Origin of the sequence: Mycobacteroides franklinii, from assembly GCF_001853795.1 — a bacterium.
In the GTDB taxonomy this organism is placed as follows: domain Bacteria; phylum Actinomycetota; class Actinomycetes; order Mycobacteriales; family Mycobacteriaceae; genus Mycobacterium; species Mycobacterium franklinii.
Genome location: NZ_MLIK01000024.1, coordinates 662,713 through 683,776, shown reverse-complemented (window position 1 = coordinate 683,776; position 21,064 = coordinate 662,713). Strand labels below are relative to the sequence as shown.

Here is a 21,064-nt window from a genome sequence, read left to right as displayed (position 1 = left end):
ACTAGTCCCGGTTACTGCGGGTATAGGCCTCGGCCAGCAGTGGCCGCACCACCTCGGCGAAGGTGTCTTCGCCGGGGTTGACCACACAGATCCATTTGGCGCCGCCGTATTCGGGATGCGGCAGGATCTGGTCGAACTCGGTGTAGTCGACGGCAACCTCGTCGCCACGGTCGCGCACCAGGTTCGCGAAGGTGTCACCACCGATGCCGATGTTGAGGCGATACACCGATGGGCGCCCCAAGTCGGAGTAGGTGTCGAACGCTTCATTCGACATCAGCGTGATCACCGGCACCTGACGTTCGGGACCCCGGAAGAAGAACCAATTGCCCTGGACAACCTCGTGCTGAAGATCGGGGAAGGCCGTGACGATGTATTCGATGACAGCGCCTTCGTCGATGCCCACAGTCATAGCACCGAACTTACCGGCCTAGGCTGCTGGCATGTTGCGCGCGGGAATCGTCGTCACCGGCACAGAAGTTCTCACCGGGCGGGTCGCCGACGCGAACGGGCCGTGGCTTTCCGAGCACCTGCGGGAAGTGGGTGTCGATGTTGCGCATATCTGTGTGTGCGGTGACCGCAAAGAAGATCTGCTGGCGCAGCTGCAGTTTCTCACCGATCAAGACGTCGATCTCATCGTGACTTCGGGCGGCCTGGGGCCCACCGCCGACGATATGACACTGGCCACCGTGGCCGAATTTGCCGGAACCACACTCATTTTCGATGCTGATCTGGAAGCGGCCATCATGGATCGGCTACGACCGATGGCAAATCGCTGGGAGAATGTGGACTGGGAGGCCTTGCGGGTCGGCATTGCCAAACAGGCACTCGTGCCGGCGCGAGGTCAGGTATTGGACCCGGTGGGCACTGCGCCCGGTGCCATCATGGGCACGGACAAGGTGGTCATCGTGGTGTTACCGGGACCGCCACATGAACTGCAGCGGATGTGGACGTCGGCAGTCGATGCCGCGCCGTTTCGCGCGCTAGTGGGAGAAGATGCCGCGGCAATCGAGCAGACAACGCTGCGCCTGTATGGCATCACCGAGCCCGATATCGCCGAGACGCTTCGCCTCGCCGAGGACGACTTGGGCAGCCTTGCGGCACTGGAAATCACCACCTGCCTGCGACGCAGCGAGGTGGAGGTGGTCACCCGATTCGAGCCGTCCGCTCGGCCCGTCTGGGAGCGCCTCGACGAGTTCATCCACAGCCGGCATGGCTCGGCGCTGTTCTCCTCCGATGGTTCGACAGTGGACGAAATTGTGGCCAGGCTGCTGCACGGAAGGCGCCTTGCCGTCGCCGAGTCTTGTACCGCAGGGCTTTTGGGGGCACGGCTCGCCGATGTCCCTGGCTCCTCCGCGTATTTCCTCGGCGGCGTCATCAGCTACGCCAATGATGTCAAGATCGGCCAGCTGCGCGTGGATCCGCAGCTTCTCGCCGACCACGGCGCGGTATCGCCACAGGTTGCGGAGGCCATGGCCGACGGCGCCTTGGCGGCGTTGGGCGCCGATATCGCGGTGTCCACGACGGGTGTGGCCGGGCCGGGCGGCGGGTCTGCCGACAAGCCCGTGGGTACCGTGTGTCTCTGCGTCAAGACCGCGACGGGGGAGCGGGCAGACCTGCGGGTCGTTATCCCGGGTAATCGCAACCAGATTCGGGAGCGCGCGACAACCGTCGCCCTGCATCTGCTGCGTCGGCTGCTGCAGCGGTAGCCCTATTCTTCAAAGGGTGCGGCCTTGACCAGCAGCGGAAATGCCGCATAACGGGTAAGCCACGCGGCCCGTCCGTTCGGTACCGCGGCACCCTCCGTCGCCCAGGCCTTGAGCATGTGTCGCTTGAAGTCCAGCCGGGGATGGTGTCGCAACAGCTCCTGCACCCACCCCGCATCGAGGTCCGAGAGCCGTAACCCGAATACATCGGTTCCCGCCCCCGCCGATACGAAACCACCTGGATCTGCGAGGTTTTCACTGGCACCCAGGGTGATATGCGCGGCGATCGCCGCGCCTACCGCCTGCGCACGGTCTTCGGGCGCCCCCTGATCTCTGACAAACTGGGCGGCCCGTTCACCGCCGACCACGGCGAAGCACCGTCCCGGTGTCGGATGCTCCAGCTGCAGATCGTGCAGCAGGCTCGCAACGTATACGAGCTCATCGTCGACCCGTATGCCGTCCAGCTCGGCCAGTGCCTTACCGAAGAAGTAGGTGCGATACGAGTGTTCGAGCACGTGCGGGGTGACTGAGTCACGTGCCTCTTGCTCGGCTGCCAGCGCGAGCGCGGAATCGGGTACCGCGATCGATCCGAACTCCACGCGCCCTTGTCCGCGGCGGCCGATCCTGGTTCTCACGGCATCGTTGACCATCGCCGGAAGAGCCCGGACCAAGCGTCCCAGCAATACCCGCCGCTGGGCGGCGGAAACCGCACCACCGGTGCGGGTCGCCCAGTGCCAATCCAATTCGATCGTCGTCATTCCTTGAGTCAAGACGGGTGCACCACAGGTGGCCAGTGGCATGAATGCCACAGATACTCGGATTCATGCCATAGTGAGGTATGGGCACCAAGACGGTGGCGGCACTGGCCCTCGACGGCGTCATCACCTACGACCTGGCGTGCGCCGTGCAGATGTTCCGTAGGGGACCGGGGCGCGCGGGCCAACCGGATGGTTTCGATCTGGTGACCTGTGGCCATCAACCCGGAAGTGTCTGGACGCCAGATGGTTTCAATCTCGAGGTCGAACACGGCATCGATGCGCTGGAGTCCGCGGATATCGTCGTCGTTCCCGCACGCGCTCCGCACGACTACCCACCACCGGATGACGTATTGAACGCGCTGAGAAGTGCACACCAGCGTGGGGCCGTGGTGTTCAGCATCTGCTTGGGCGCGTTTGTGTTGGCGGCGACGGGCCTGCTGGATGGGCGACCCGCCACCACGCATTGGGAGTACTGCGACGACATGCGCAGGCTCTACCCGCTGGTCGATCTGCGGCCCGACGCGCTCTATGTGGACGACGGTGACATCCTCACCTCGGCGGGACTGTCAGCGGGCATGGACCTGTGCCTGCACGTGGTGCGGCGGGAGCTGGGTGCGGCCGCGGCATCCGATATGGCCCGCTGGAATGTCATGGCGCCTCACCGCGATGGCGGCCAGGCCCAGTTCATTCCACCCACCAAGGCGTCGCACGACTCCAGCGGCCTCGGGCCGACGCTGAGCTGGGCCGCCGAGTGCCTCGCCGAGATTGACGACGTGTCGACGCTGGCGCGGCACGCGCACCTGAGCCTGCGCACATTCAATCGGCGTTTCGGCGAGGAAGTCGGCACCACGCCCAAGCGTTGGCTCGATGTACAACGCGCGACCCGCGCCCGCGAACTGCTTGAGAACACCGATATGACCATGGAATCCATTGCCGCGCAATGTGGATTTGGCAGCGTCACGGCGATGCGCACGCACCTGCGCAGGGTCACCGCCACCACGCCGAGTGCCTACCGCCGGGCGTTCCGGCGGTAGGCACTTCGCGCTCAGCGTGCGACGTGGGGCATCAGCGCATTCGGCGGAATGGCACCGAACCGGCCGGCCTGATAGTCCTCGACGGCTTGAATCAGCTCGGCCTTGGTGTTCATCACGAACGGGCCGTAGGCCACCACACGCTCGCGGATGGGCTGGCCACCGAGCAGTAGCACCTCCATTGCCGGACGGTTGGCATCCTGATTCGCACTGGCGTGCACCGTGATCCGGTCACCGGGGCCCAGTACCGCGAGCTGCCCCTGCTCAATCTGGTGGCCCAGCGCGCCGACCGTGCCACGCCCGGAGAGCACGTAGACGAGGGCGTTGAACTCGCGATTCCATGGCACATTCAGCTGCGCACCGGGTTGAATGGTCGCATGCGCCAGGGTGATTGGCGTGTGCGTGCGCCCTGGACCATGATGTGGGCCGATGTCACCGGCGATGATCCGCACCAGCGAGCCGCCGTCGGGCGAGCTCACCAACGTGGTTTGCGCTCCCTCGATCGCCTGATACGCCGGAGTCAAGAACTTGTCGCGTGCCGGCAGATTGACCCACAGCTGGATGCCATGGAATATTCCACCACTCTCGACCAACTCGGCCGGGGGAGTTTCGATATGCAGGATTCCGGATCCGGCGGTCATCCATTGGGTGGCACCGTCGTGGATGAGCCCGCCTCCGCCGTGCGAGTCCTGATGCGCGAACCGCCCGTCGATCATGTAGGTGACGGTTTCGAAGCCACGGTGAGGATGCCAATCCGTCCCGCGCGGCTCGCCCGGTTCATACTCGACCTCGCCCATCTGATCCATGTGAATGAACGGGTCCAATTCGGAAGATGGCACGCCGCCGAAGGCGCGCACGACGGGGAAGCCCTCACCCTCGTATCCGCGTGGACCACTGGTGATGGACCGCACCGGGCGCTCGGTGTCGGCCGGCTCGGGAGTCGGGATTCGCGGCAAAGTCAGGGCGTCCGTTGATGACACGGTGATAGCTGGCATGCAAACCTCCTTGTGGCTGTTTCTATGCTCCCATCAACCGGACTGCAGTCCGCTTTATTCCACGGCGGCAGCCAAGGCAACCGTGGCCGCGGCCGCAACCGTCTCACCCGCGGACAACAAGGGCTCGGGGCTGCGCAACGCCCGGCTCAGGACGAACGCACCCTCCAGGCTGGTGATGAATCCCACGATGAGGCTGCGGCACACGTCGGGTGGCAGACCCGATCCGGCAATTCGCTCGGCCCCCTGCTCGATCCAATCCGTAAAGACGTCAGCGGTCGCTCGTCGCAGCGCGTCGTCCGTACTCGCAACCTCCAGCGCGATTGTCGCAATGGGGCAGGCGTCGGCATAGTCGGTCGCGATGAGATTCTCGGCGGCGGCCGCGAACGCGGTCCGAATGGTGGACGCAAGGTCGGGACCGCCCTGATCGAAGATCGCAAGTACCAGGTCCCGATACATCGCGCCGGACGCCCGGATCGCTTCGTCGGCCAGCTGCGCCTTGCCGCCCGGGAAGAAGTGATAGATCGAGCCGAAGGGTGCGCCCGCACTCCTGGCGATCTGCTTGAGTCCGGTGCCGGTCATGCCCTGCCGACGAAACAGCTCGCATGTGGCGGCAACTATTCGATCACGGGTATCGGCGGGCATGGCACGTCCTTACAGATGTTCCCAGAAACCTTGTATCCGGCTATCGCACATTGTACGGTCTTACTAGAACGTTCTATCAACTTCGTCAGAGATCACGAAAGACAGATCACGAAGGACGTAGAGATGAACACAGTGCTCAAGTACCTGGCCATCCTGACCGGCGTGACCTGCCTGGTCATCGGGCTGTATCACGTCATCGGCGGCCCTGGAACGGTTTTCGGTGGCGGAGAGGTCAGCGCGAGCACCGACAGTCAAGAGCGATTTTTCGCCGGACTCTTCGCCGTCTACGGGGTGGCGTGGATCTGGGTGGCACGACTGTCGCCGATCCCCGGCATCGCGATCCGATTCCTGGCGGGCGGCCTGCTGGCCGGCGGGCTCGCCCGGGTCGTCTCCCTCATCGACAGGGGCCAGCCGCATCCGTTCTGGATTGCCATGCTCGTCGTCGAAATAGTGGTCCCCGCGCTGTTTTTCGTCATCGCCGGAGCCGACGAGAAGGCTCCGTGACACCGTAAAACCAATATGCGAGTTCAGATTTCGTGAACCGCTAGAGTGCGTAGTACCGACAGCGCCGATGCTGCGGGAGGGCACTCTAGGAGGAATCTATGCGGTTCACCTTCGCCGAGGCGATGACCGACCCGTCGTACTACATCCCGTTGGCCCAGGCAGCCGAGGCCGCCGGATATCACGGGATGACCATTGCCGACAGCCTGGCGTATCCCTACGAGTCGGACGCGAAGTATCCGTACACACCCGACGGGAATCGCGAGTTCCTCGAAGACAAGCCGTTTATCGAAGCGCTGACGCTGACCGCGGCGCTCGGCGCCGTGACCTCGACGCTTCGGTTCAACATCTTCGTCCTCAAACTGCCGATCCGGCCGCCCGCGCTGGTGGCCAAGCAGGCCTCGTCCATCGCGGCATTGACCGGTAACCGACTCGGTCTGGGCGTGGGGACCAGCCCCTGGCCCGAGGACTACGAGCTCATGAATGTGCCCTTCGCCAAGCGTGGCAAGCGCATGGATGAGTGCATCGAGATCATCCAGGGACTCACCACGGGCGACTACTTCGAGTTCCACGGCGAGTTCTACGACATCCCCAAGACCAAGATGTGCCCCGCGCCCACGCAGCCCATCCCGATCCTCATCGGCGGCCATGCCGATGCGGCGCTGCGGCGTGCGGCCCGGTGCGACGGCTGGATGCACGGCGGCGGCACCGAGGACCTGGACGAGCTGCTGGCCAAGCTGAAGAAGTTCCGCGAAGAAGAGGGGACCGCCGACAAGCCGTTCGAGGTCCATGTCATCTCCGTCGACGGATTTACTGTCGACGGGGTAAAGCGCCTGGAAGACAAGGGCGTAACCGATGTCATCGTCGGTTTCCGCATTCCGTACATCGTCGGACCGGATACCGAGCCGCTGGAAACCAAGATCAGAAACCTGGAGGGTTTCGCCGAGCACGTCGTCTCCAAGGTCAACCCCTAACCATCCTTCCCATGAGCAGGCGCTCAGTCCTACGAATCTCGGCCAAACCGTAGGACTGAGCGCCTGCTTGCGAAGGATGACTTCGGATAACCATTGACCAATATTCAACGCAAGCGTTAAATATCAACTGTCAGGTATCCGGATCGAAAGGGTAAGTCAATGAGCACACGCCCGAGTTTGGCCTCGGCCGTCGTTTATCAGGATCCGTCTGCGGCCCTCGATTGGTTGGAGAAGGCGTTCGGATTCGAACGCTCCATGGTGATCACCGACAGCGACGGCAAACTTGAACATTCCGAAATGCGTTTCGGCGATTGTTATCTCATGGTTGGGTCCGAGTGGGATGCCAGCGTCGCCAGCCCCAGGTCGCTGGGCGGCCGATGCACCCAGACGATCCACGTTCAGATAGACAGCGATATCGACACGCACTGCCAGCACGCCGAAGCGGCCGGCGCCAAGATCGTGATGCGCCCCGCCGATCAGTTCTACGGCGACCGGGTATACCGAGCCGAAGACCCCGAGGGACACGTGTGGACCTTCGGCCAGTCGGTGCGGACGGTCTCGCGTGAGGAAGCCGAGAAGGCAAGCGGCCTGAACATCGAGGGCTGGGTTTGACCCGGCCCTCGCCGATGCCCACAAGCCTAGATCGCACGCTGGCCGCGCTGGCCGATCCCCATCGGCGAAGAATCGTCGAGGTGCTGCGGGATAGGCCATGCCGCGCAGGGGAGATCGCGCAAGCAGTTGGCCTGACTCCCGCCGCACTCAGCAGGCACCTGCGCACCCTCAAGGCCGGTGCGCTGGTCGAGGAATCCCACCCCGAGTTCGACGCCCGAGTGCGCATCTACACACTTCGGCCCGCGCCCATGTCCGAGCTCAAGACATGGCTCGACGAGATTGAGAAGCTTTGGGCCACACAGCTGTTGGCCTTCAAAGACCATGTCGAACGGCAGGCGTGATGACGTCACGCATCGTGGTCTCACTGCGGGTGCGCGCCGCGCCGGCGCGCGCATTCGATGTGTTCGTCAACGACATCGGGATGTGGTGGCAGCCCAACACACTGTTTCAATTCAGCAGGCGACGGCGCGGCACACTGACGATCGAGCCGAGCCTGGGCGGCCGTTTCGTCGAGTCGTACCCGAACGGCACCGAGTTCGAAATCGGCACGGTCACCACATGGGAACCCGGCAGTCGGCTGGGTCTGACCTGGCGTCAGGAGAGCTTTGCCGACCATCAGATGACGATCGTCGAGGTGCGGTTCGAGGCGGTCGGAGACGAGACACGGGTGACGGTCGAACATCTCGGCTGGGAGTCGGTTCCGCAGGACCACGTGGCACGGCATAACTTTCCCGACGGCCTGTTTCTGCGACGACACGGTGAATGGTGGCAGGACCTGCTGGGGGCGTTGCGCGAGCACCTGGGCTGACCGTGGAGGCGCGCCACCCGCTGCGGCGATCTCCAGCTTTCTGTGGCAGGGTGTGGGCCGAATTCCCATCCCGCCCGGCCCACCCGTACTGATTCCCACCCGGCCCACCCGTACTGATTCCCACCCGGCCCACCCGTACTGATTCCCACCCGGCCCACCCGTAAGGAAATCCATTGTCCGCGTTGACCTACACCCAGGCCATCGTCATCGGCGCCCTGCAGGGAGTCACCGAGCTATTCCCCGTGTCCAGCCTCGGCCACTCGGTACTCGTACCGGCCTGGCTGGGCGGCTCTTGGCAGAACCTTGTCACGCAGGGTGATTCGGATAAGGGAACCCCGTATCTGGCTTTCGTCGTCGGACTGCATGTGGCCACCGCGCTGGCGCTGCTGGTGTTCTACTGGCGTGACTGGGTGGGCATCATCGGGGGACTGGTCACATCGATACGCACCCGAAAGGTCGAGACGTCAACCCAGCGGCTGGGCTGGTTGATCGTGGTCGCGACCATTCCGGTCGGGCTGCTCGGGCTCCTGCTCGAGCACTCACTACGCACACTGTTCGCGAAGCCCGGCGCTGCTGCCGTGTTCCTCTTCATCAACGGGCTGCTCCTGGCTGGCGCCGAGGTGCTGCGCAGGCGCCAGGTGGCCCGGTCCGCCAACGCGCACAGCGCCGAGAACACCAAGCAGATCTCCGACTTGAGCTACGCCGACGCCGGTGCCATCGGTCTTGCGCAGAGCCTGGCGCTGCTCGCGGGCATCAGCCGCTCGGGTGTGGCGATGGTCGGCGGACTGTTTCGTGGGCTGGACCACGAGGACTCCGCCAAATTCGCTTTCCTGCTCGCCACTCCGGTGATCCTAGCCGCGGGTGTGCTCAAGCTGCCGACGCTGGCGGGGCCGCAGGGCGACGGCATCCTCGGACAGGTTCTGGTCGGCTCGTTGGTCGCGGCGGTGGCCGCCTACCTGGCCGTCCGTTTCCTCACGAAGTACTTCCACACCCGCACTTTGATCCCGTTCGCGGTGTACTGCCTGCTGGCGGGCGCGGCGTCGATGGTGCATTTCCTCTAGACGCCCGCGCGCCCGATGCCTAGCCGGTAGATCCGGGGGTGCGTATCTGCGCGGCCAACCAGGGCAGTGCGTCCGAGAAGGTCCGGCTGGCGAATTGCCAGGTGTGCCCGCTGATCATCTGGTGAATCGAGCAAGAAATCTGGACTTGCTGCGCGGCGGCACACAAATCCTGCGCGGCACCGTCCCGATCATCGTCGGTCACGTCGTCATGCCCACCTATTCCGGTGGGAGTATCGGCCGTGGGCCGCTTGGCTCCACCCGGTTTCTTGCTGTCGGCAGGTGGTATCGCGTCCTCGAACCATCCCGTCACACCGGTGTACGGCCCATGCTTGGCCATCACGGTGCGGGGGTCAAAGGCGTCCCATCGAGCGGCATCGCCGCCATACAGCCGGTCAATCGTCTGCTGTTTGTTTCCGGCGGTGGGACCGTGGTCGCCGGCGATATCGACGAAGGTCGAGAACAGATCCGGATGCATCACCGTCAGGTCAACAGCGCAGGTGCCGCCCATCGACCAGCCGACGACAGCCCAGTTGGCCGGGTCGGGTGATCCGTTGAATTCCGAGACCATGTACGGGCGTACGTCTTCGGTGAGGTGATCCGCGGCATTTCCACGTGGCCCGTTGACGCATTCGGTGTCGTTGTTGAAGCTGCCCGCGACGTCCACGAAGACGAATATGGGTGTTTGGCCGCCGTGGGATTTTGCGTAGTCGTCAATCATCTGGGTGGCGTTACCGGTGCGCACCCAGTCGGCCGGGGTATTGAATTCCCCGGCGATCATCATGACCACCGGCAGCCGGGGCGGGGTATCACCTGCGAACCAGGCCGGCGGCAGGTAGACGTATTCACCGCGGTGTTTGAATCCACTGGCGTCGGCGGGGATGTCCACCTCGACCAGCTTTCCGGTACTGGGGTTCGAATTGCGCAGGCCCGCAAGGTCGCTCATATTGACCTCATTGGGAAGCGGCCCCGCGGAAATCGCGCCCCAGGCTGCCTGCACGGTGGGGTAGTAGCCCACCCAGGTATTGAGCGCTACGAGCGCCGCGAGCAGCGTGAGTGGAATCGCCAGCAGTGATACGCCGCGACGCCACCACCGCGCACCCCGGAAGCCGATAACGGCGACCGCGACCGATGTGGCGAAAACACCGATCCATATCCACAGCCTGAAGGGGGCGGGGTCCGAGGCCAACCCCTCGGAATTCATGTAGATCCATGCCGCCAGCGCACCCAATGCGCCGACGGCTACGCTCACGGGCACCCACAGCAGGCGCCACCGGCGGTTGCGCCAACCGATGACCACCAGCAAAGCCACGACCGCGAGCACCTGCACGACGATCGGGAACCAGCCACCGAGGGCCGATACTCCATGGCTGTATTGGTGGAAATCGTTGGCGGGTAGCTGTGGGATAGGGGTCGGCGCCGGAGGGGGCGTCGGCGTAGTCGGTGGCACGCTCACATTGTGATGACTTTTCCTGGGAGGAAGCTGGACATGACCCAGAGTTATCTGTCTGATGAGACGATCGCGACGCTGTCCACAGCTGAGCGGCGCGACCTGATCCAGCGGCTGGAACGCCCGCTCAGCGAGGTGGCGCCGCCGTATTTGGCGAGGTTTCGCGCACTGCGGCTGGGCTTGATGATCGGCGGCTCGATCGCGTTGGTTCCATGGATCATCTACCTTGCGTTCACGCTGCCTGAAAACTATGTGGCACAGCGGTGGACCGCGACGTGGGTCGGCTTCGACATTCTGTTGGTGACGTTCATGGTGGGCACCGCCGTGCTGGGTTTACTGCGTCGTCAACTACTCGTATTGACGGCGTTCACCACCGGGGTGCTGTTGATCTGCGACGCCTGGTTCGACGTGATGACGGCCGGACCGAGCGAAGTGCCATGGGCGATCCTGACGGCTGTGCTGGCCGAGCTGCCCCTCGCGGTGGTGATGATTCGGGGCGCGTTGCTGATCACGCGATTGACTATGACGCGCCTATTGGTGATCGAGCCGGGCATGCCACTCTGGCGGGTGCCGTTGTTGCCCTAGCCCGCTACCAGCAGTGCGCGAAGCCGTCGCAGTACTGCGGGAACCGGTCGACGGGTACGTCGAGCGGTTTCACGAATTGCAGGCTGAAAGGTTTCTTCGTCATTCCGGGCTGGCCACCGCACACCGCGCTGTGGATGGTGGTGTGCGTGCCCGTGAGGGTCTCGTCATTGAAGACGTACTTCTCCTGGGTGGGTGCGAAGCTGCCATCCGGACAGGTCATACCTTGCGGGCGGGCGTGCAGAAACGTCCATTGGTCATCGACCAGCTTGGCCGGGATGGAGTAGTTCTGAAGTCTGTCGCTGTGCTTGACGACATCCGGTGTGGCGCTGGTGACGGTGACCGTGCAGCCGTCGGCCTGGATGGTCGGATCGGTGTAGTCGGATTGGATGCGGGTGCCCGAGGCCTGTACGCAGACCGCCGACATCGTCCAGGTGACGTCGCTGACGCCTTCCTCGAGCATCCGGTAGGTGCCGTCGGCCGGGGGCGCCACCGCCGCTGCCGGGCTGGCGAATCCGACTCCGATCGCAGTGACGAAGACGGGAGCCATCAGCAGGGATGTTGTGCGCACGGGTCAAGTATCGCAATGCGGCGGCCGGGTCACGGCGCAACCTCAGTCATTAGACGCGGCGTCCAATACGGTCACCACCAGATCGGCGACGGCGGTCATGCCGTCTTCATTGGGATGCAGCGGCGCCGGGCGCCAGGGCCAGGGGATTGCGGGCTGTACTGTCCATGGCCGCGCTGACCAGGCGTGATGATCGGTGCTGGCTGTTGACGCTCGGACGATCTCGCACCCGGTGGCGTGCGCGGCCTCGGCGGTCGCGGCCGCGAGCTGCGCGGCGATGCGACGCCCCGTCGCGGCCTCGGCGGTGGTGTACGGCGGGGCGGGGGATCCTTCGGGCGGCAACAACGAGAGGTAGTCGACGAACAGCACCCGGGCTCGCGGTGCGCGGTCTCGCACACGCTCACCGACCATGCGCAGTGAATCCCCGATCCCCGTCAATGCCGCCTCCCGGTTGTGGACGTCGAGCAGCTCGACCAGGCCGCGACCGACGACCGGCAGAGTGCGCAGCACGCGCGGCAAGGCGGCGGCCATCAGAAACGGCACATACCCGACGTCGTTGCCTCCGATGGTGACCGTCACCAGCTCCTCGCTGCCGTCGAGCGTGTCGATCTGGGGTGGGGCGGCGTTCTGCGGATCGCTCAGAACATGTGCCGTGGTCGCCCCGGTATAGGTGACGTCGACCAGCTGATATCCCTTGCGTTCGGCAACGCGGTGCGGGTAGTTGCGTGCCGAACGCCCGGCCAGCCGGGGTGAACCGAGCGCACGCGGCATAATGCCCGGCCCGGCTGCCATCGAACTTCCCAATGCCACATAGCGTCCCGCCATGTATCAAGCCTATCGGCGAGCCAGGTGCGCCAGCCGGCGCAACGACCTGCTCATCCCACGGGGGCGCGGATCGTCCAACCGCAAGACCGGCCACCCCTGCTCGGACGCCATCGCGGCCAGCCTGCCGCGTGGGTTGACCGGGCAGGGTTCGCCGACCAGGGACATGAGGTCGATGTCTTCCTCGCCGTCCGCGTAGAAGTAACTACGCGGCAAATCAACAGCATTGGACTCACAGAACCGCCTGACCGCTGCCGCCTTGTTGCGTCCCCACACAATCGGCTTGCGGATGTCACCGGTGAGCAGTCCGTGCTCGTCGACGTCGAAGTGGTTGCACAGCACATGGGTTATCCCGAGGTGACGTGCCACCGGCTCGGCGTGAATGGTCAGCGCCGAAGAACTCAGCACCACGGTATGCCCCTGCGCCTGGTGCGCCCGCACACGCTCGCACATCTGCGGATAGATCATCGAGGCGTTGTGCTGGTGGAAGATTCGTTCACCCACGGCCTCCAGTTCGGCCAGCGAGTCGCCGCGCAGGTATCCGGCGGCACGTACCACCAAGCGCTCGAATTCCATGCGGCCCAGCTTGTACCGGAAAGTCGCCTCCAGAACGCCGAGAACCTCGCCGACACTGGCCTGACGGCGCCGCATCCGATCGCGAGCATGCGCGGTCGGGGTGAATCCGGCCACCAGGGTGCCATCCAGGTCGAAGAAGGCTCCTACCTGCGGTCCAGTCGGGCTGAGCGCTATATCGGCCACCGGATCAGGTGCCGAGTTGGCCGTCATATCAGTCAATCTACCGTTGCGCAGCATGTGGACCCGCCGTAGGAGACAAGATGGGGTGATGGATCCCGAATCGCGGGCTGGGCGTAGTCCTGCGCTGATCACCAGGCGTGCGGTGCTGTCCGCTGGAGCGATGCTGGCACTCGGCGCAGCCGGCACCGTCGGATGCTCACGAGATCACCCCGCAGATGTACCTGCCGCTCTTCGATGGGATGATCTGCGCCGCAGCCTATCCGGAACGCTCGTGGTGCGCGGCGAGGCCGGAATGGACGATTCCGTACGGATATTCGATCCGCTCTTCGACGCGAATCACCCTGGTGCGGTGGCCTTCTGCGCGTCCGAAGACGATGTGGCACGGTGTGTGGAATTCGCATCGAGCGCGCGGATGCCCCTAGCGGCGCGCAGCGGCGGGCACAGCTATGCCGGTTATTGCATTCCCGACGACGGATTGGTGGTCGATCTCGGGCGCATGGCGGCGGTTTCGGTTACCGGGACGCGAGCCGTGGTCGGATCAGGAGCGCGGCTCATCGATGTCTATGCCGGTATCGCCGATGCCGGTCGAATGTTGGCCGGCGGCTCCTGTCCGACCGTCGGTATCTCCGGATTGACGATGGGCGGAGGGGTAGGGGTGCTCACCCGCAAGTTCGGGCTCACCTGCGACCAGCTCGTCTCGGCGCGCGCGGTGACCGCGGATGGCAAGATCCGGGTTGTCTCATCGGATTCCGAACCCGAGCTGTTCTGGGCCATCCGCGGGGCAGGCGGCGGAAACTTCTGTATTGCCACGGAGTTGACCTTTGAAACCGCCGAATCCGCCGAACTGACGGTGTTCACTCTCGACTACGCGCCAGGGGATATGGCCGCGATAATGCGCCGATGGCTGACCTTCATGTCCACCGCGCCCGATGAATTGTGGACGACCCTGCATGCGGTCGGTGGCGTCACGCCGCAATGCCGGATCGTGGGATGCATCGCCCAGGGCGCCGATCCGCACGCTATGGTCGAGGATCTGTGCGGCACCCTAGGCGTCACCACCACCGACCGGTTTGTCGCCGCGATGACATTTCTGGACGCCATGAAGTTCATGGGTGGCTGCTCCACATTGACTGTGGCCCAGTGCCACCCGTCATGGATAGGTACGCCACCGGGGCAGTTGCAGCGCGAGGCGTTTGTGGCGTCCTCGCGAATGGTCCCTCATCCAGGTGTCGATACCGCCCGCATCGAGGCACTCCTGACGAACAGGCCCGGTCTCACGTTCATATTCGACAGCCTGGGCGGGGCGGTGACCCGAGTTCCCTCCGACGCCACCGCATTTCCTCATCGCGGGGCGGCCGCGTCCATTCAGATCTATCACGGTTTCGGCCCGGACCCATCCGAGGCGTATCGGCGCGTGGATGAGGCGCGCGACCGGCTCGGCGAGATTTGCGGTGCCGGTGCCTATGTGAACTACATCGACCCGCGGCTACCCGATTGGGCCACAGCGTATTACGGGGACAATCTGCCGCGGTTACGGCGGGTTGCGTCGAGCTATGATCCGAATGGAGTGTTCGGGTTCGCGCAGGCGGTTCGGCCCTGACCTGCCCTGGCTAAAGGTAATTCGCGCCAATCGGGTGAGCAACCGCGCTATCCGCGCCGCGCCTGCGCGATGAGCTCGCGCCACCGGCCGGGCCCGAGCTCGTACACCGCTGCGTCGCCGCCGTATGCGCTGGAGATGACGACGTCCGGGGCAAGGCTTCCCAACAGTTGCAGGCTCGCGGACAGATCGTCGGCATCGCCCCGGCCGGGGACCAGATAGGTGGACCATGAACCGTCCGCGGTGGGAAACATGGTGTCCCCGGTGAACAGGTACTTATCCCCGTCCGCACCCGTCACCAGATAGCTTGTGCTGCCCACGGAATGCCCCGGTGTCGGTATCACCTCAACGCCGTTTTCGTCCACTCCGCGGGCGATACTGGGGATGTCGACACTCGCATGCTGACCGATCTCGTCACGTTCACGAGCCGAGGCGTGCAATGTGGATCCGAAGCGCTGCTTCACCACGGCGAGCATGGGCCCGGCCTCGTCCAGATGTGACAGGTACTGATGGGCGACCCCGCCCAATTCGGCCATGGCCTCGAAGTCGGCCTCGGTGGCGGGGCTATAGAACAACACGTTCCCTGCTGGCCGGGTCCACAGGTAGGCGTGGGTAGTCAGTCCGGGGAAGGGGCTGTCGGTACGCATCTCCCATAGGTCGGACCGAATCTGGCGCACATTCGATGTCTGCGTGGTCATATGACCAGTGTTGGTTCTCAAGTGAACTTGAGGTCAAGGCCGGCCGACCGGAAAAGTCGTCTCGCTGCTATTCGCCCGACTCTGCCAATGTGCCGAGTCTGTCCACCGACGCCTGCAACCGCTCGGACGTGGTCAGACGAGCCCGGACGAGCCTTTTCTCGTCGGAGAGATTCCTCCAGTCGTAGGTGTGAGTCACCCGGGTGCGACTGTCATCAAGCGGTTCGAGCTCCCAGCGCCACAGGTGACCGGGCGGCTGCTTGCCCACTTCCGAAGGTAACCAGGCGATCCGACGTCCCTCGTCGAATTCGACGATGTGGTTTTCGCGATCGGCACCGTTGGTCAAGGTCATCACGAACACATCACCCACGGCATGCGCCCGTTGCCCGGCCGCGGCCTGAGCGAGATTCTCGTTGCCATCCCATTCACGCTGCCGCACGGGATCGGCGATGAGCTCGAATATCACCGCCGCCGGTGCCTGCACCTCACGGCTGGCCGAGACCACTCTGACATCCTCAGTCATACGTCACATCCAACCAGAGTCCGGGCGCCTAGCTGATCAGTTGGCGAGTCAGCTTGCGCGCTAGCGCTATCGGGTCGACGGATTTCTCTATCTTCGAGGCGGTCAGCGCACCGTCGTAAAGCAGCTGAACCTGTCGGGCGGTGGCGTCGGGGCGTGCCCGCCCTGCCTCGCGCAACAACGCTCCCACGGTCGAGCGGAACCACTCGCGATGGGAACGCACCGGCTCCCATTCCGTTCCCGGGAATTCGGTCGCGGCATTGGCGTACAGACAACCACGGAAGTTTCTGGCCTTTCCGGCAGTGGCGGCAAGGTCGAAGAATGTCAGGATCCTGGCGATGGGATCGCGCTGCGCCACGACAGCCGCATTCCAGCGTTTGCGATCACGCTGATCCAATTCTTCGAGATAGGCGACGATGAGCCCATCCTTGGATCCGTAGCTGCTGTACAGGCTCGCCTTGGCAACTCCTGCCTCACGCAGGATCTGGTCGATCCCCACTGTCCGAATGCCCTGCTTCGCAAAGAGATCTGCGGCAGTTCGAAGCAGTCGATCGGCCGGCCCGAGCATACGGGGAGTCGAGGCGGCGTCGGCGGCCGTGGGCGCTGCTGCGGGGCTCATGGAGGCAGGGTAACGCACCGGACCTCAATAGACAGACCGGTCTGTCCGTGGAACTGTCACGTTGTCGCACATCGAAATCGCCCACCGAAGTTAGGAAGAGTGCCGTGACACTGCACCTCTACGAGATCACCGTTAGCTCAGCCGATAAGACCGATGCCGCACAGCTTCTCAAGGAGATTGACGGGCGCATTCACCGCGATGGCGGCGAGCTGATCGAAGCGCAGGTGACGCGCGAGTCTCTCCGGATCTTCGTCATCGCCGAATTCGGCGATGAGGCATCGCAGTGGGACGCGGATTCCCTTGGAGTTGAGACGGTCTCCGGCCCGCACTTGGTCCGCCTGGTGGGCGCCGAGCTCGATCAGCTGAAGTCCGCGCGCCCGACGGCCGGCTACCTGGTCGAATGGGATCTGCCCGCCGAGCTGGACATGGAGACCTACCTGGCACGCAAGAAGGCCAAGGCGCCCAAATACGCGGACGTCCCCGAGGTCAGCTTTCTGCGTACCTATGTCCGCGAAGATATGGACAAGTGCCTGTGTTTCTATGACGCCCCCGATGAGCAGGCAGTGCTCCGTGCCCGCAAGGCCGTCGACACCCCCGTCGACAGACTCCACGGTCTCGGAGATATTTCGCTATGACGGCCGCCGTGGCCAGGGATGCCGACGCTGCGTTGGCACGCGTCGGAGATGAGGTGGCGGGCCGGGCATCCGCTCTGGACTCAGATCAGACCGATGTGCGCGTCGATATCGCCGCGCTGGGCGCGCAGGGACTGTTCGATGCGGGCCTTGCCGGTGCGGATCTCACGTCGATGGTGCGGGTGATCGAACACGTCGCCACCAGCAGTCTGGCCGTGGGCTTCGCGGCATGGGCGCATCGGATGACCATTGAGTATGTGAGTCTGGCTCCCGCTGTCTTTCGTGCCGCTCAGCTGCCCGGCCTGACTCGCGGGCAGCGCCCTGGTGTCACCGCCATGGCTGCCGGTCTCAAACATGTGGCGGGCCTGGGGGAGGTCCCGATAGTGGCGTCAGAGCATCCCGATGGGCTACGTGTCACCGGCCCGATCCGATGGGCCTCCAACGTCTTCCCCGATGCGCTGATGGTGCTGCCGGCCCGCGGCGCGGACGGCGCCACTTACGTGGTGGCGATTGACGTCAGTGCGGACGGGGTGCGCATCGAGCGGCCGCCGAACCTGATGGCATTGACGGCTACGGCCTCGACGTCCCTGCATCTGGACCGTGTCCATGTCCCTGCCGAGAACGTGATCAGCACCGACCTGCAGGACTTCGTAGCCCGAATCCGGCCGGCTTTCCTACTGCTGCAGACCGCATTTTGTGTCGGGGTCAGCGTCGCCGCTCTGGACGGTGCGCGGTCCGCGCGGGGCGTTCTCGCGGGACAGTTCACCACCGAACTGGCCGACCTTGCGCGGCGGGGCCACGCGCTGCGCGAGCGGCTCTACGCCTTTGCGACCGCACCGTCGGACCCGGGCATCGCCGACCTGCTGCGGCTGCGGCTAGGTGCCGCCGGGCTCGCGGGTCAGGCGTCACGGCTCGAGGTCACCTTGGCCGGCGGCGCCGGGTATGCGCTCGGAACAGCGGCGAACCGCAGGTTCCGTGAGGCCGCCTTCCTCCCCATTCAGTCACCCTCGGAAGGACAATTGCGGTGGGAACTGACGCAGTACGAGTAGCGAATGGCGCCAAGCATTTCGGATCGACGACGGCATTCCGCGACGTCGATGTCCACGTGGCCTCTGGCGAGTTTCTGGCCATCCTGGGCCCCAGCGGGAGCGGAAAGTCCACGTTGTTGCGAGTGTTGGCGGGGTTGGAGGAGCTCAGCGCCGGAACCGTGGTCTGGGCATCGGAGGGAGGACGGCCCCGAACCGGTGTCGTTTTCCAAGACCCCCTACTCATGCCATGGCTGACTGTTGCCGAGAACATCGCCTTCGCCAAACGGTTCGCGGTGCACCGCAGCGGGTTCGATGACGTCTACGTGCAGAACCTGGTCCAGCATTTCGGGCTGCAACAGCTCGCGGACCGCTATCCGGACCAACTGTCCGGTGGCCAGGCCCAGCGCGTCGCGATCCTTCGCGCGGCGGCCACCCGCCCTGGGCTGCTGTTGCTCGATGAACCGTTCAGCGCGCTCGATCCCGTGACGCGGGCAGATCTACAGGCGTGGCTGGTGAAGCTGGCCGGCGAATTGTCCGTCACGGTTGTCCTGGTCACTCACGATGTGGATGAGGCGTTGGCCCTTGCAGACAGAGTGATTCTCCTGGGCGAGAACGGGCGGATCCGTCAGGAGTGGACACTCGACGACAACACGGGGGAGCATCCGCGGATACGCGCAGAGATCTTGGTCCGGTATCAGCCCATTGTCACCGGGCTGCTGTGAACGGCCCTACCTCGCGCCGTACCGTGTTGGCGGGTGCGGCCGGAATCACCACCGCCGCAGGACTGTTCGGTGCCGCCGGACTGATCCGTGCCGCTACCTCCGATGCCACCAACACCACCGGTCGATTGCGCATCGGGTATCTGCCGATCACCGATGCCGCGCCACTGCTGCTCGCTCATTCCGCCGGGCTCTATCCGGCCGGCACTGTCAGTGCCGCGAAACCGGTGCTGTTCCGCAGTTGGGCCGCATTGGCTGAGGCCTTCATGGCAGGGCAGATCGACGTCGCGCATCTGTTGATGCCCATGGCCATTCAGCTCCGGCAGGTGCTGGGCCACGGTGTGCGGGTACTCGGCTGGAATCACACCAACGGATCGGCGCTCACCGTCGCGCCGGATATCGAACATCTCGAAGACCTGGCGGGTACCCAGGTGGCCATTCCGTTCTGGTGGTCCATTCACAACATCGTGTTGCAAGAGCTCTTACGCGGCCATGGTTTGCGTCCGGTGATCCGCAGCACCGCATCACGCGCCCGGCGCACGGTCGAGCTCGTTGTGATGAGCCCCTCCGATATGGTTCCGGCGCTGGCCAATAGATCGATCGGTGGATATGTGGTCGCCGATCCGTTCAATGCCATCGCACAGATCAAGAAGATCGGGCGGATTCACACGTTTCTCGGTGATGTTTGGCGCGACCATGCGTGCTGCGTCCTCGTCACGCGCGAGGATGTGATCGCCCGTCGGGCCGCGGCTGTGCAGGGTGTTACCGACGCGGTGGTAGCCGCTCAGCTGCGCATCGATAGCGACAGAAAGTCGGCCGCAAGCGCGCTCGGCGGTGGCAAGTATCTGCCACAGCCCGTGCCCGCGGTGCAGACGGCACTGACCTACCCGAATCCTCCGTACCCGCTGAAACATCCGGATTGGCATCCGCAAAAGCTGGGTTATCAACCGTTTCCGTATCGGAGCTTCACCCAGCGATTGGTCGAGTCAATGCACGACACCGTCGTCGACGGCGATCGCGGATTCCTCGACAGGCTTGATCCGGCGCGAGTGCATGACGACCTCGTCGACGACACGTTCGTTCGCCGCGCGATCGCCATACACGGCGGACCCACAGCCTTTGGTATCACACCCGATTTCACCCGAACGGAACAGGTGCAGGCCTTGTGAGCATCATCGAACGCACACCCACGATCACCGGAGACAATGCAGCTGCTCCGCGCAGATCTCAGCTGCTGGCCAAGATTTGGCCGCCGGCTCTTGCCATTACGGCGAGTATCGCGCTGTGGTGGCTCGCCAGTTCAGTGCTGAGCCAACCGCATTCTCTGCTGCGGCAGACTGCTCCGGACACCGTAGTGCCCGCCGTATTCGATCTGCTCAGTCGTGGAGTACTGCTGCCGGATGCCGGAATCAGCCTGTGGCGATTGCTGATCGGACTCTGCCTGGCGGCAGTGATCGGCATCCCGGCGGGCCTGCTCCTTGGAGTGAGCACCACCGCCGAACGGGCGGCACGTCCCGTGATCCAGTTCCTGCGGATGATCTCTCCGCTTTCGTGGACGCCCATCGCGGTAGCCGTCTTCGGCATCGGTAGTCAGCCGGTCATATTTCTCATCGCCGCGGCAGCGGTATGGCCCATCCTCATCAGCACCACGGCCGGCGTGCACGGCATCGAACCCGGGTACCTGCACGTGGCGCGGTCGTTTCACGCCACCCGCGTGGAGGTCCTCAGCTCGGTGATACTGCCGGCAATACGTGGCCACATCCAGACCGGCGTACGTATCGCGTTGGGCATTGCCTGGGTTGTCCTCGTTCCCGCTGAAATGCTGGGCGTGCGATCAGGTTTGGGATATCAGATCCTCAACGCACGTGACCAGCTCGCCTATGACCAGGTCGTCGCGGTCATTCTTGTGATCGGGGCGCTCGGATATGCCCTGGATGTGGCCGCAAGGAGGCTGCTGGCGCCGGCGTTTCGCGGGTAGGCTCACACGAGCCGCA

At 64.4% G+C, this 21,064-nt stretch carries 26 protein-coding genes; 15 read left to right on the top strand and 11 right to left on the bottom strand.

All coding sequences use genetic code 11. The features are described 5' to 3' along the window. Window position 1 precedes the first annotated feature (1 nt). Window positions 2–409, bottom strand: a complete 408-nt coding sequence (locus BKG76_RS22745; protein WP_070939933.1) for a DUF6194 family protein — start codon at window positions 407–409, stop codon at window positions 2–4. A gap of 31 nt (window positions 410–440) precedes the next feature. Here BKG76_RS22745 and BKG76_RS22740 point away from each other — a divergent pair, with 31 nt between their 5' ends. After that, the gene (locus BKG76_RS22740) at window positions 441–1,706 is read left to right on the top strand and encodes a competence/damage-inducible protein A (RefSeq protein WP_070939932.1); all 1,266 of its coding nucleotides are present in this window, start codon (window positions 441–443) and stop codon (window positions 1,704–1,706) included. A 2-nt stretch (window positions 1,707–1,708) separates the two neighbouring features. On the opposite strand, the gene BKG76_RS22735 is transcribed toward BKG76_RS22740, so the two are convergent. Next, a complete protein-coding gene (locus BKG76_RS22735) occupies window positions 1,709–2,503 on the bottom strand; it encodes an HD domain-containing protein (protein ID WP_407937667.1) in 795 nt (264 codons plus the stop codon). Window positions 2,504–2,541: 38 nt separating this feature from the next. Between BKG76_RS22735 and BKG76_RS22730 the strand changes: the two genes are divergently transcribed. Then, entirely contained in the window at window positions 2,542–3,495 is a 954-nt protein-coding gene (locus BKG76_RS22730) for a GlxA family transcriptional regulator (protein WP_070939930.1), read from the top strand. An 11-nt stretch (window positions 3,496–3,506) separates the two neighbouring features. On the opposite strand, the gene BKG76_RS22725 is transcribed toward BKG76_RS22730, so the two are convergent. Together BKG76_RS22725 and BKG76_RS22720 are read right to left on the bottom strand one after the other, a co-directional pair. After that, window positions 3,507–4,487: a pirin family protein gene (locus tag BKG76_RS22725; protein ID WP_070939929.1), complete on the bottom strand. Its 981-nt coding sequence runs from the start codon at window positions 4,485–4,487 to the stop codon at window positions 3,507–3,509. A 54-nt stretch (window positions 4,488–4,541) separates the two neighbouring features. Then, window positions 4,542–5,129 (bottom strand): TetR/AcrR family transcriptional regulator, encoded by a 588-nt coding sequence (locus BKG76_RS22720; protein ID WP_070939928.1) that lies wholly within the window; start codon window positions 5,127–5,129, stop codon window positions 4,542–4,544. Window positions 5,130–5,252: 123 nt separating this feature from the next. On the opposite strand from BKG76_RS22720, the gene BKG76_RS22715 reads away from it, so the two are divergent. The 6 genes from BKG76_RS22715 to BKG76_RS22690 all read left to right on the top strand — a co-directional run bounded on the left by BKG76_RS22715 (window position 5,253) and on the right by BKG76_RS22690 (window position 9,085). Further along, window positions 5,253–5,633: a DUF4345 domain-containing protein gene (locus BKG76_RS22715; protein ID WP_070939927.1), complete on the top strand. Its 381-nt coding sequence runs from the start codon at window positions 5,253–5,255 to the stop codon at window positions 5,631–5,633. Between the two features lie 98 nt (window positions 5,634–5,731). Then, complete coding sequence (locus BKG76_RS22710) at window positions 5,732–6,604, top strand: LLM class flavin-dependent oxidoreductase (RefSeq protein WP_070939926.1); 873 nt, start codon at window positions 5,732–5,734, stop codon at window positions 6,602–6,604. A 159-nt stretch (window positions 6,605–6,763) separates the two neighbouring features. Continuing rightward, window positions 6,764–7,216, top strand: coding sequence for a VOC family protein (locus BKG76_RS22705; RefSeq protein ID WP_070939925.1), 453 nt, complete (start codon window positions 6,764–6,766; stop codon window positions 7,214–7,216). A 14-nt stretch (window positions 7,217–7,230) separates the two neighbouring features. Continuing rightward, window positions 7,231–7,557 carry an ArsR/SmtB family transcription factor gene (locus tag BKG76_RS22700; protein WP_070939924.1) on the top strand — a complete coding sequence of 109 codons (327 nt, stop codon included), beginning with the start codon at window positions 7,231–7,233 and terminating at the stop codon, window positions 7,555–7,557. Next, window positions 7,557–8,024, top strand: coding sequence for an SRPBCC domain-containing protein (locus BKG76_RS22695; RefSeq protein WP_070939923.1), 468 nt, complete (start codon window positions 7,557–7,559; stop codon window positions 8,022–8,024). The genes BKG76_RS22700 and BKG76_RS22695 overlap by 1 nt, the downstream gene beginning before the upstream one ends. A 173-nt stretch (window positions 8,025–8,197) precedes the next feature. Continuing rightward, window positions 8,198–9,085 (top strand): undecaprenyl-diphosphate phosphatase, encoded by an 888-nt coding sequence (locus tag BKG76_RS22690; protein WP_070939922.1) that lies wholly within the window; start codon window positions 8,198–8,200, stop codon window positions 9,083–9,085. Window positions 9,086–9,104: 19 nt separating this feature from the next. On the opposite strand, the gene BKG76_RS22685 is transcribed toward BKG76_RS22690, so the two are convergent. Then, complete coding sequence (locus BKG76_RS22685) at window positions 9,105–10,532, bottom strand: alpha/beta hydrolase (RefSeq protein WP_109420954.1); 1,428 nt, start codon at window positions 10,530–10,532, stop codon at window positions 9,105–9,107. 39 nt (window positions 10,533–10,571) lie between these two features. Between BKG76_RS22685 and BKG76_RS22680 the strand changes: the two genes are divergently transcribed. Then, window positions 10,572–11,117 carry a hypothetical protein gene (locus BKG76_RS22680; RefSeq protein WP_070939921.1) on the top strand — a complete coding sequence of 182 codons (546 nt, stop codon included), beginning with the start codon at window positions 10,572–10,574 and terminating at the stop codon, window positions 11,115–11,117. A 4-nt stretch (window positions 11,118–11,121) separates the two neighbouring features. On the opposite strand, the gene BKG76_RS22675 is transcribed toward BKG76_RS22680, so the two are convergent. Genes BKG76_RS22675 through BKG76_RS22665 form a run of 3 tightly spaced genes read right to left on the bottom strand, consistent with a single transcriptional unit; the run spans window position 11,122 to window position 13,290 of the window. After that, a complete protein-coding gene (locus tag BKG76_RS22675; protein WP_083338184.1) occupies window positions 11,122–11,685 on the bottom strand; it encodes a hypothetical protein in 564 nt (187 codons plus the stop codon). Between the two features lie 42 nt (window positions 11,686–11,727). Next, on the bottom strand, window positions 11,728–12,507 hold the full coding sequence (locus tag BKG76_RS22670; RefSeq protein WP_070939919.1) for an SGNH/GDSL hydrolase family protein: 780 nt from the start codon (window positions 12,505–12,507) through the stop codon (window positions 11,728–11,730). 9 nt (window positions 12,508–12,516) lie between these two features. Next, entirely contained in the window at window positions 12,517–13,290 is a 774-nt protein-coding gene (locus BKG76_RS22665) for an HAD family hydrolase (RefSeq protein WP_070939918.1), read from the bottom strand. Window positions 13,291–13,348: 58 nt separating this feature from the next. Between BKG76_RS22665 and BKG76_RS22660 the strand changes: the two genes are divergently transcribed. Next, window positions 13,349–14,860, top strand: a complete 1,512-nt coding sequence (locus BKG76_RS22660; RefSeq protein WP_070939917.1) for an FAD-binding oxidoreductase — start codon at window positions 13,349–13,351, stop codon at window positions 14,858–14,860. A gap of 47 nt (window positions 14,861–14,907) precedes the next feature. Here the strand turns inward: BKG76_RS22660 and BKG76_RS22655 are convergent, their stop codons facing one another. From BKG76_RS22655 to BKG76_RS22645, 3 genes are all read right to left on the bottom strand, one after another. Next, window positions 14,908–15,555, bottom strand: coding sequence for an MBL fold metallo-hydrolase (locus BKG76_RS22655; protein WP_070939916.1), 648 nt, complete (start codon window positions 15,553–15,555; stop codon window positions 14,908–14,910). Window positions 15,556–15,622: 67 nt separating this feature from the next. After that, window positions 15,623–16,075 (bottom strand): SRPBCC family protein, encoded by a 453-nt coding sequence (locus tag BKG76_RS22650; RefSeq protein WP_070939915.1) that lies wholly within the window; start codon window positions 16,073–16,075, stop codon window positions 15,623–15,625. A gap of 28 nt (window positions 16,076–16,103) precedes the next feature. After that, window positions 16,104–16,691 (bottom strand): TetR/AcrR family transcriptional regulator, encoded by a 588-nt coding sequence (locus BKG76_RS22645; RefSeq protein WP_070939914.1) that lies wholly within the window; start codon window positions 16,689–16,691, stop codon window positions 16,104–16,106. Between the two features lie 104 nt (window positions 16,692–16,795). Between BKG76_RS22645 and BKG76_RS22640 the strand changes: the two genes are divergently transcribed. From BKG76_RS22640 to BKG76_RS22620, 5 genes are read left to right on the top strand one after another with little or no spacing between them, the layout of a single operon-like run. After that, window positions 16,796–17,326, top strand: a complete 531-nt coding sequence (locus tag BKG76_RS22640; RefSeq protein WP_070939913.1) for a DUF4242 domain-containing protein — start codon at window positions 16,796–16,798, stop codon at window positions 17,324–17,326. Further along, entirely contained in the window at window positions 17,323–18,372 is a 1,050-nt protein-coding gene (locus tag BKG76_RS22635; RefSeq protein ID WP_070939912.1) for an acyl-CoA dehydrogenase family protein, read from the top strand. Before BKG76_RS22640 ends, BKG76_RS22635 begins: the two co-directional genes overlap by 4 nt. Further along, a complete protein-coding gene (locus BKG76_RS22630; RefSeq protein ID WP_070939911.1) occupies window positions 18,348–19,073 on the top strand; it encodes an ABC transporter ATP-binding protein in 726 nt (241 codons plus the stop codon). The genes BKG76_RS22635 and BKG76_RS22630 overlap by 25 nt, the downstream gene beginning before the upstream one ends. Next, window positions 19,070–20,239: an ABC transporter substrate-binding protein gene (locus BKG76_RS22625; protein WP_070939910.1), complete on the top strand. Its 1,170-nt coding sequence runs from the start codon at window positions 19,070–19,072 to the stop codon at window positions 20,237–20,239. Before BKG76_RS22630 ends, BKG76_RS22625 begins: the two co-directional genes overlap by 4 nt. Beyond that, window positions 20,236–21,048 (top strand): ABC transporter permease, encoded by an 813-nt coding sequence (locus tag BKG76_RS22620; protein WP_070939909.1) that lies wholly within the window; start codon window positions 20,236–20,238, stop codon window positions 21,046–21,048. Before BKG76_RS22625 ends, BKG76_RS22620 begins: the two co-directional genes overlap by 4 nt. Window positions 21,049–21,064 lie beyond the last annotated feature (16 nt).

Excerpts from the sequence above, each read along its gene's own strand:
- BKG76_RS22700 (WP_070939924.1), top strand. The coding sequence starts at position 7,231 with ATGCCCACAAGCCTAGATCGCACGCTGGCCGCGCTGGCCGATCCCCAT.
- BKG76_RS22645 (WP_070939914.1), bottom strand. The coding sequence starts at position 16,691 with ATGAGCCCCGCAGCAGCGCCCACGGCCGCCGACGCCGCCTCGACTCCC.
- BKG76_RS22745 (WP_070939933.1), bottom strand. The coding sequence starts at position 409 with ATGACTGTGGGCATCGACGAAGGCGCTGTCATCGAATACATCGTCACG.
- BKG76_RS22710 (WP_070939926.1), top strand. The coding sequence starts at position 5,732 with ATGCGGTTCACCTTCGCCGAGGCGATGACCGACCCGTCGTACTACATC.
- BKG76_RS22715 (WP_070939927.1), top strand. The coding sequence starts at position 5,253 with ATGAACACAGTGCTCAAGTACCTGGCCATCCTGACCGGCGTGACCTGC.
- BKG76_RS22740 (WP_070939932.1), top strand. The coding sequence starts at position 441 with ATGTTGCGCGCGGGAATCGTCGTCACCGGCACAGAAGTTCTCACCGGG.
- BKG76_RS22660 (WP_070939917.1), top strand. The coding sequence starts at position 13,349 with ATGGATCCCGAATCGCGGGCTGGGCGTAGTCCTGCGCTGATCACCAGG.
- BKG76_RS22735 (WP_407937667.1), bottom strand. The coding sequence starts at position 2,503 with ATGCCACTGGCCACCTGTGGTGCACCCGTCTTGACTCAAGGAATGACG.
- BKG76_RS22670 (WP_070939919.1), bottom strand. The coding sequence starts at position 12,507 with ATGGCGGGACGCTATGTGGCATTGGGAAGTTCGATGGCAGCCGGGCCG.
- BKG76_RS22695 (WP_070939923.1), top strand. The coding sequence starts at position 7,557 with ATGACGTCACGCATCGTGGTCTCACTGCGGGTGCGCGCCGCGCCGGCG.
- BKG76_RS22665 (WP_070939918.1), bottom strand. The coding sequence starts at position 13,290 with ATGACGGCCAACTCGGCACCTGATCCGGTGGCCGATATAGCGCTCAGC.
- BKG76_RS22655 (WP_070939916.1), bottom strand. The coding sequence starts at position 15,555 with ATGACCACGCAGACATCGAATGTGCGCCAGATTCGGTCCGACCTATGG.
- BKG76_RS22720 (WP_070939928.1), bottom strand. The coding sequence starts at position 5,129 with ATGCCCGCCGATACCCGTGATCGAATAGTTGCCGCCACATGCGAGCTG.
- BKG76_RS22725 (WP_070939929.1), bottom strand. The coding sequence starts at position 4,487 with ATGCCAGCTATCACCGTGTCATCAACGGACGCCCTGACTTTGCCGCGA.
- BKG76_RS22705 (WP_070939925.1), top strand. The coding sequence starts at position 6,764 with ATGAGCACACGCCCGAGTTTGGCCTCGGCCGTCGTTTATCAGGATCCG.
- BKG76_RS22635 (WP_070939912.1), top strand. The coding sequence starts at position 17,323 with ATGACGGCCGCCGTGGCCAGGGATGCCGACGCTGCGTTGGCACGCGTC.
- BKG76_RS22730 (WP_070939930.1), top strand. The coding sequence starts at position 2,542 with ATGGGCACCAAGACGGTGGCGGCACTGGCCCTCGACGGCGTCATCACC.
- BKG76_RS22650 (WP_070939915.1), bottom strand. The coding sequence starts at position 16,075 with ATGACTGAGGATGTCAGAGTGGTCTCGGCCAGCCGTGAGGTGCAGGCA.
- BKG76_RS22680 (WP_070939921.1), top strand. The coding sequence starts at position 10,572 with ATGACCCAGAGTTATCTGTCTGATGAGACGATCGCGACGCTGTCCACA.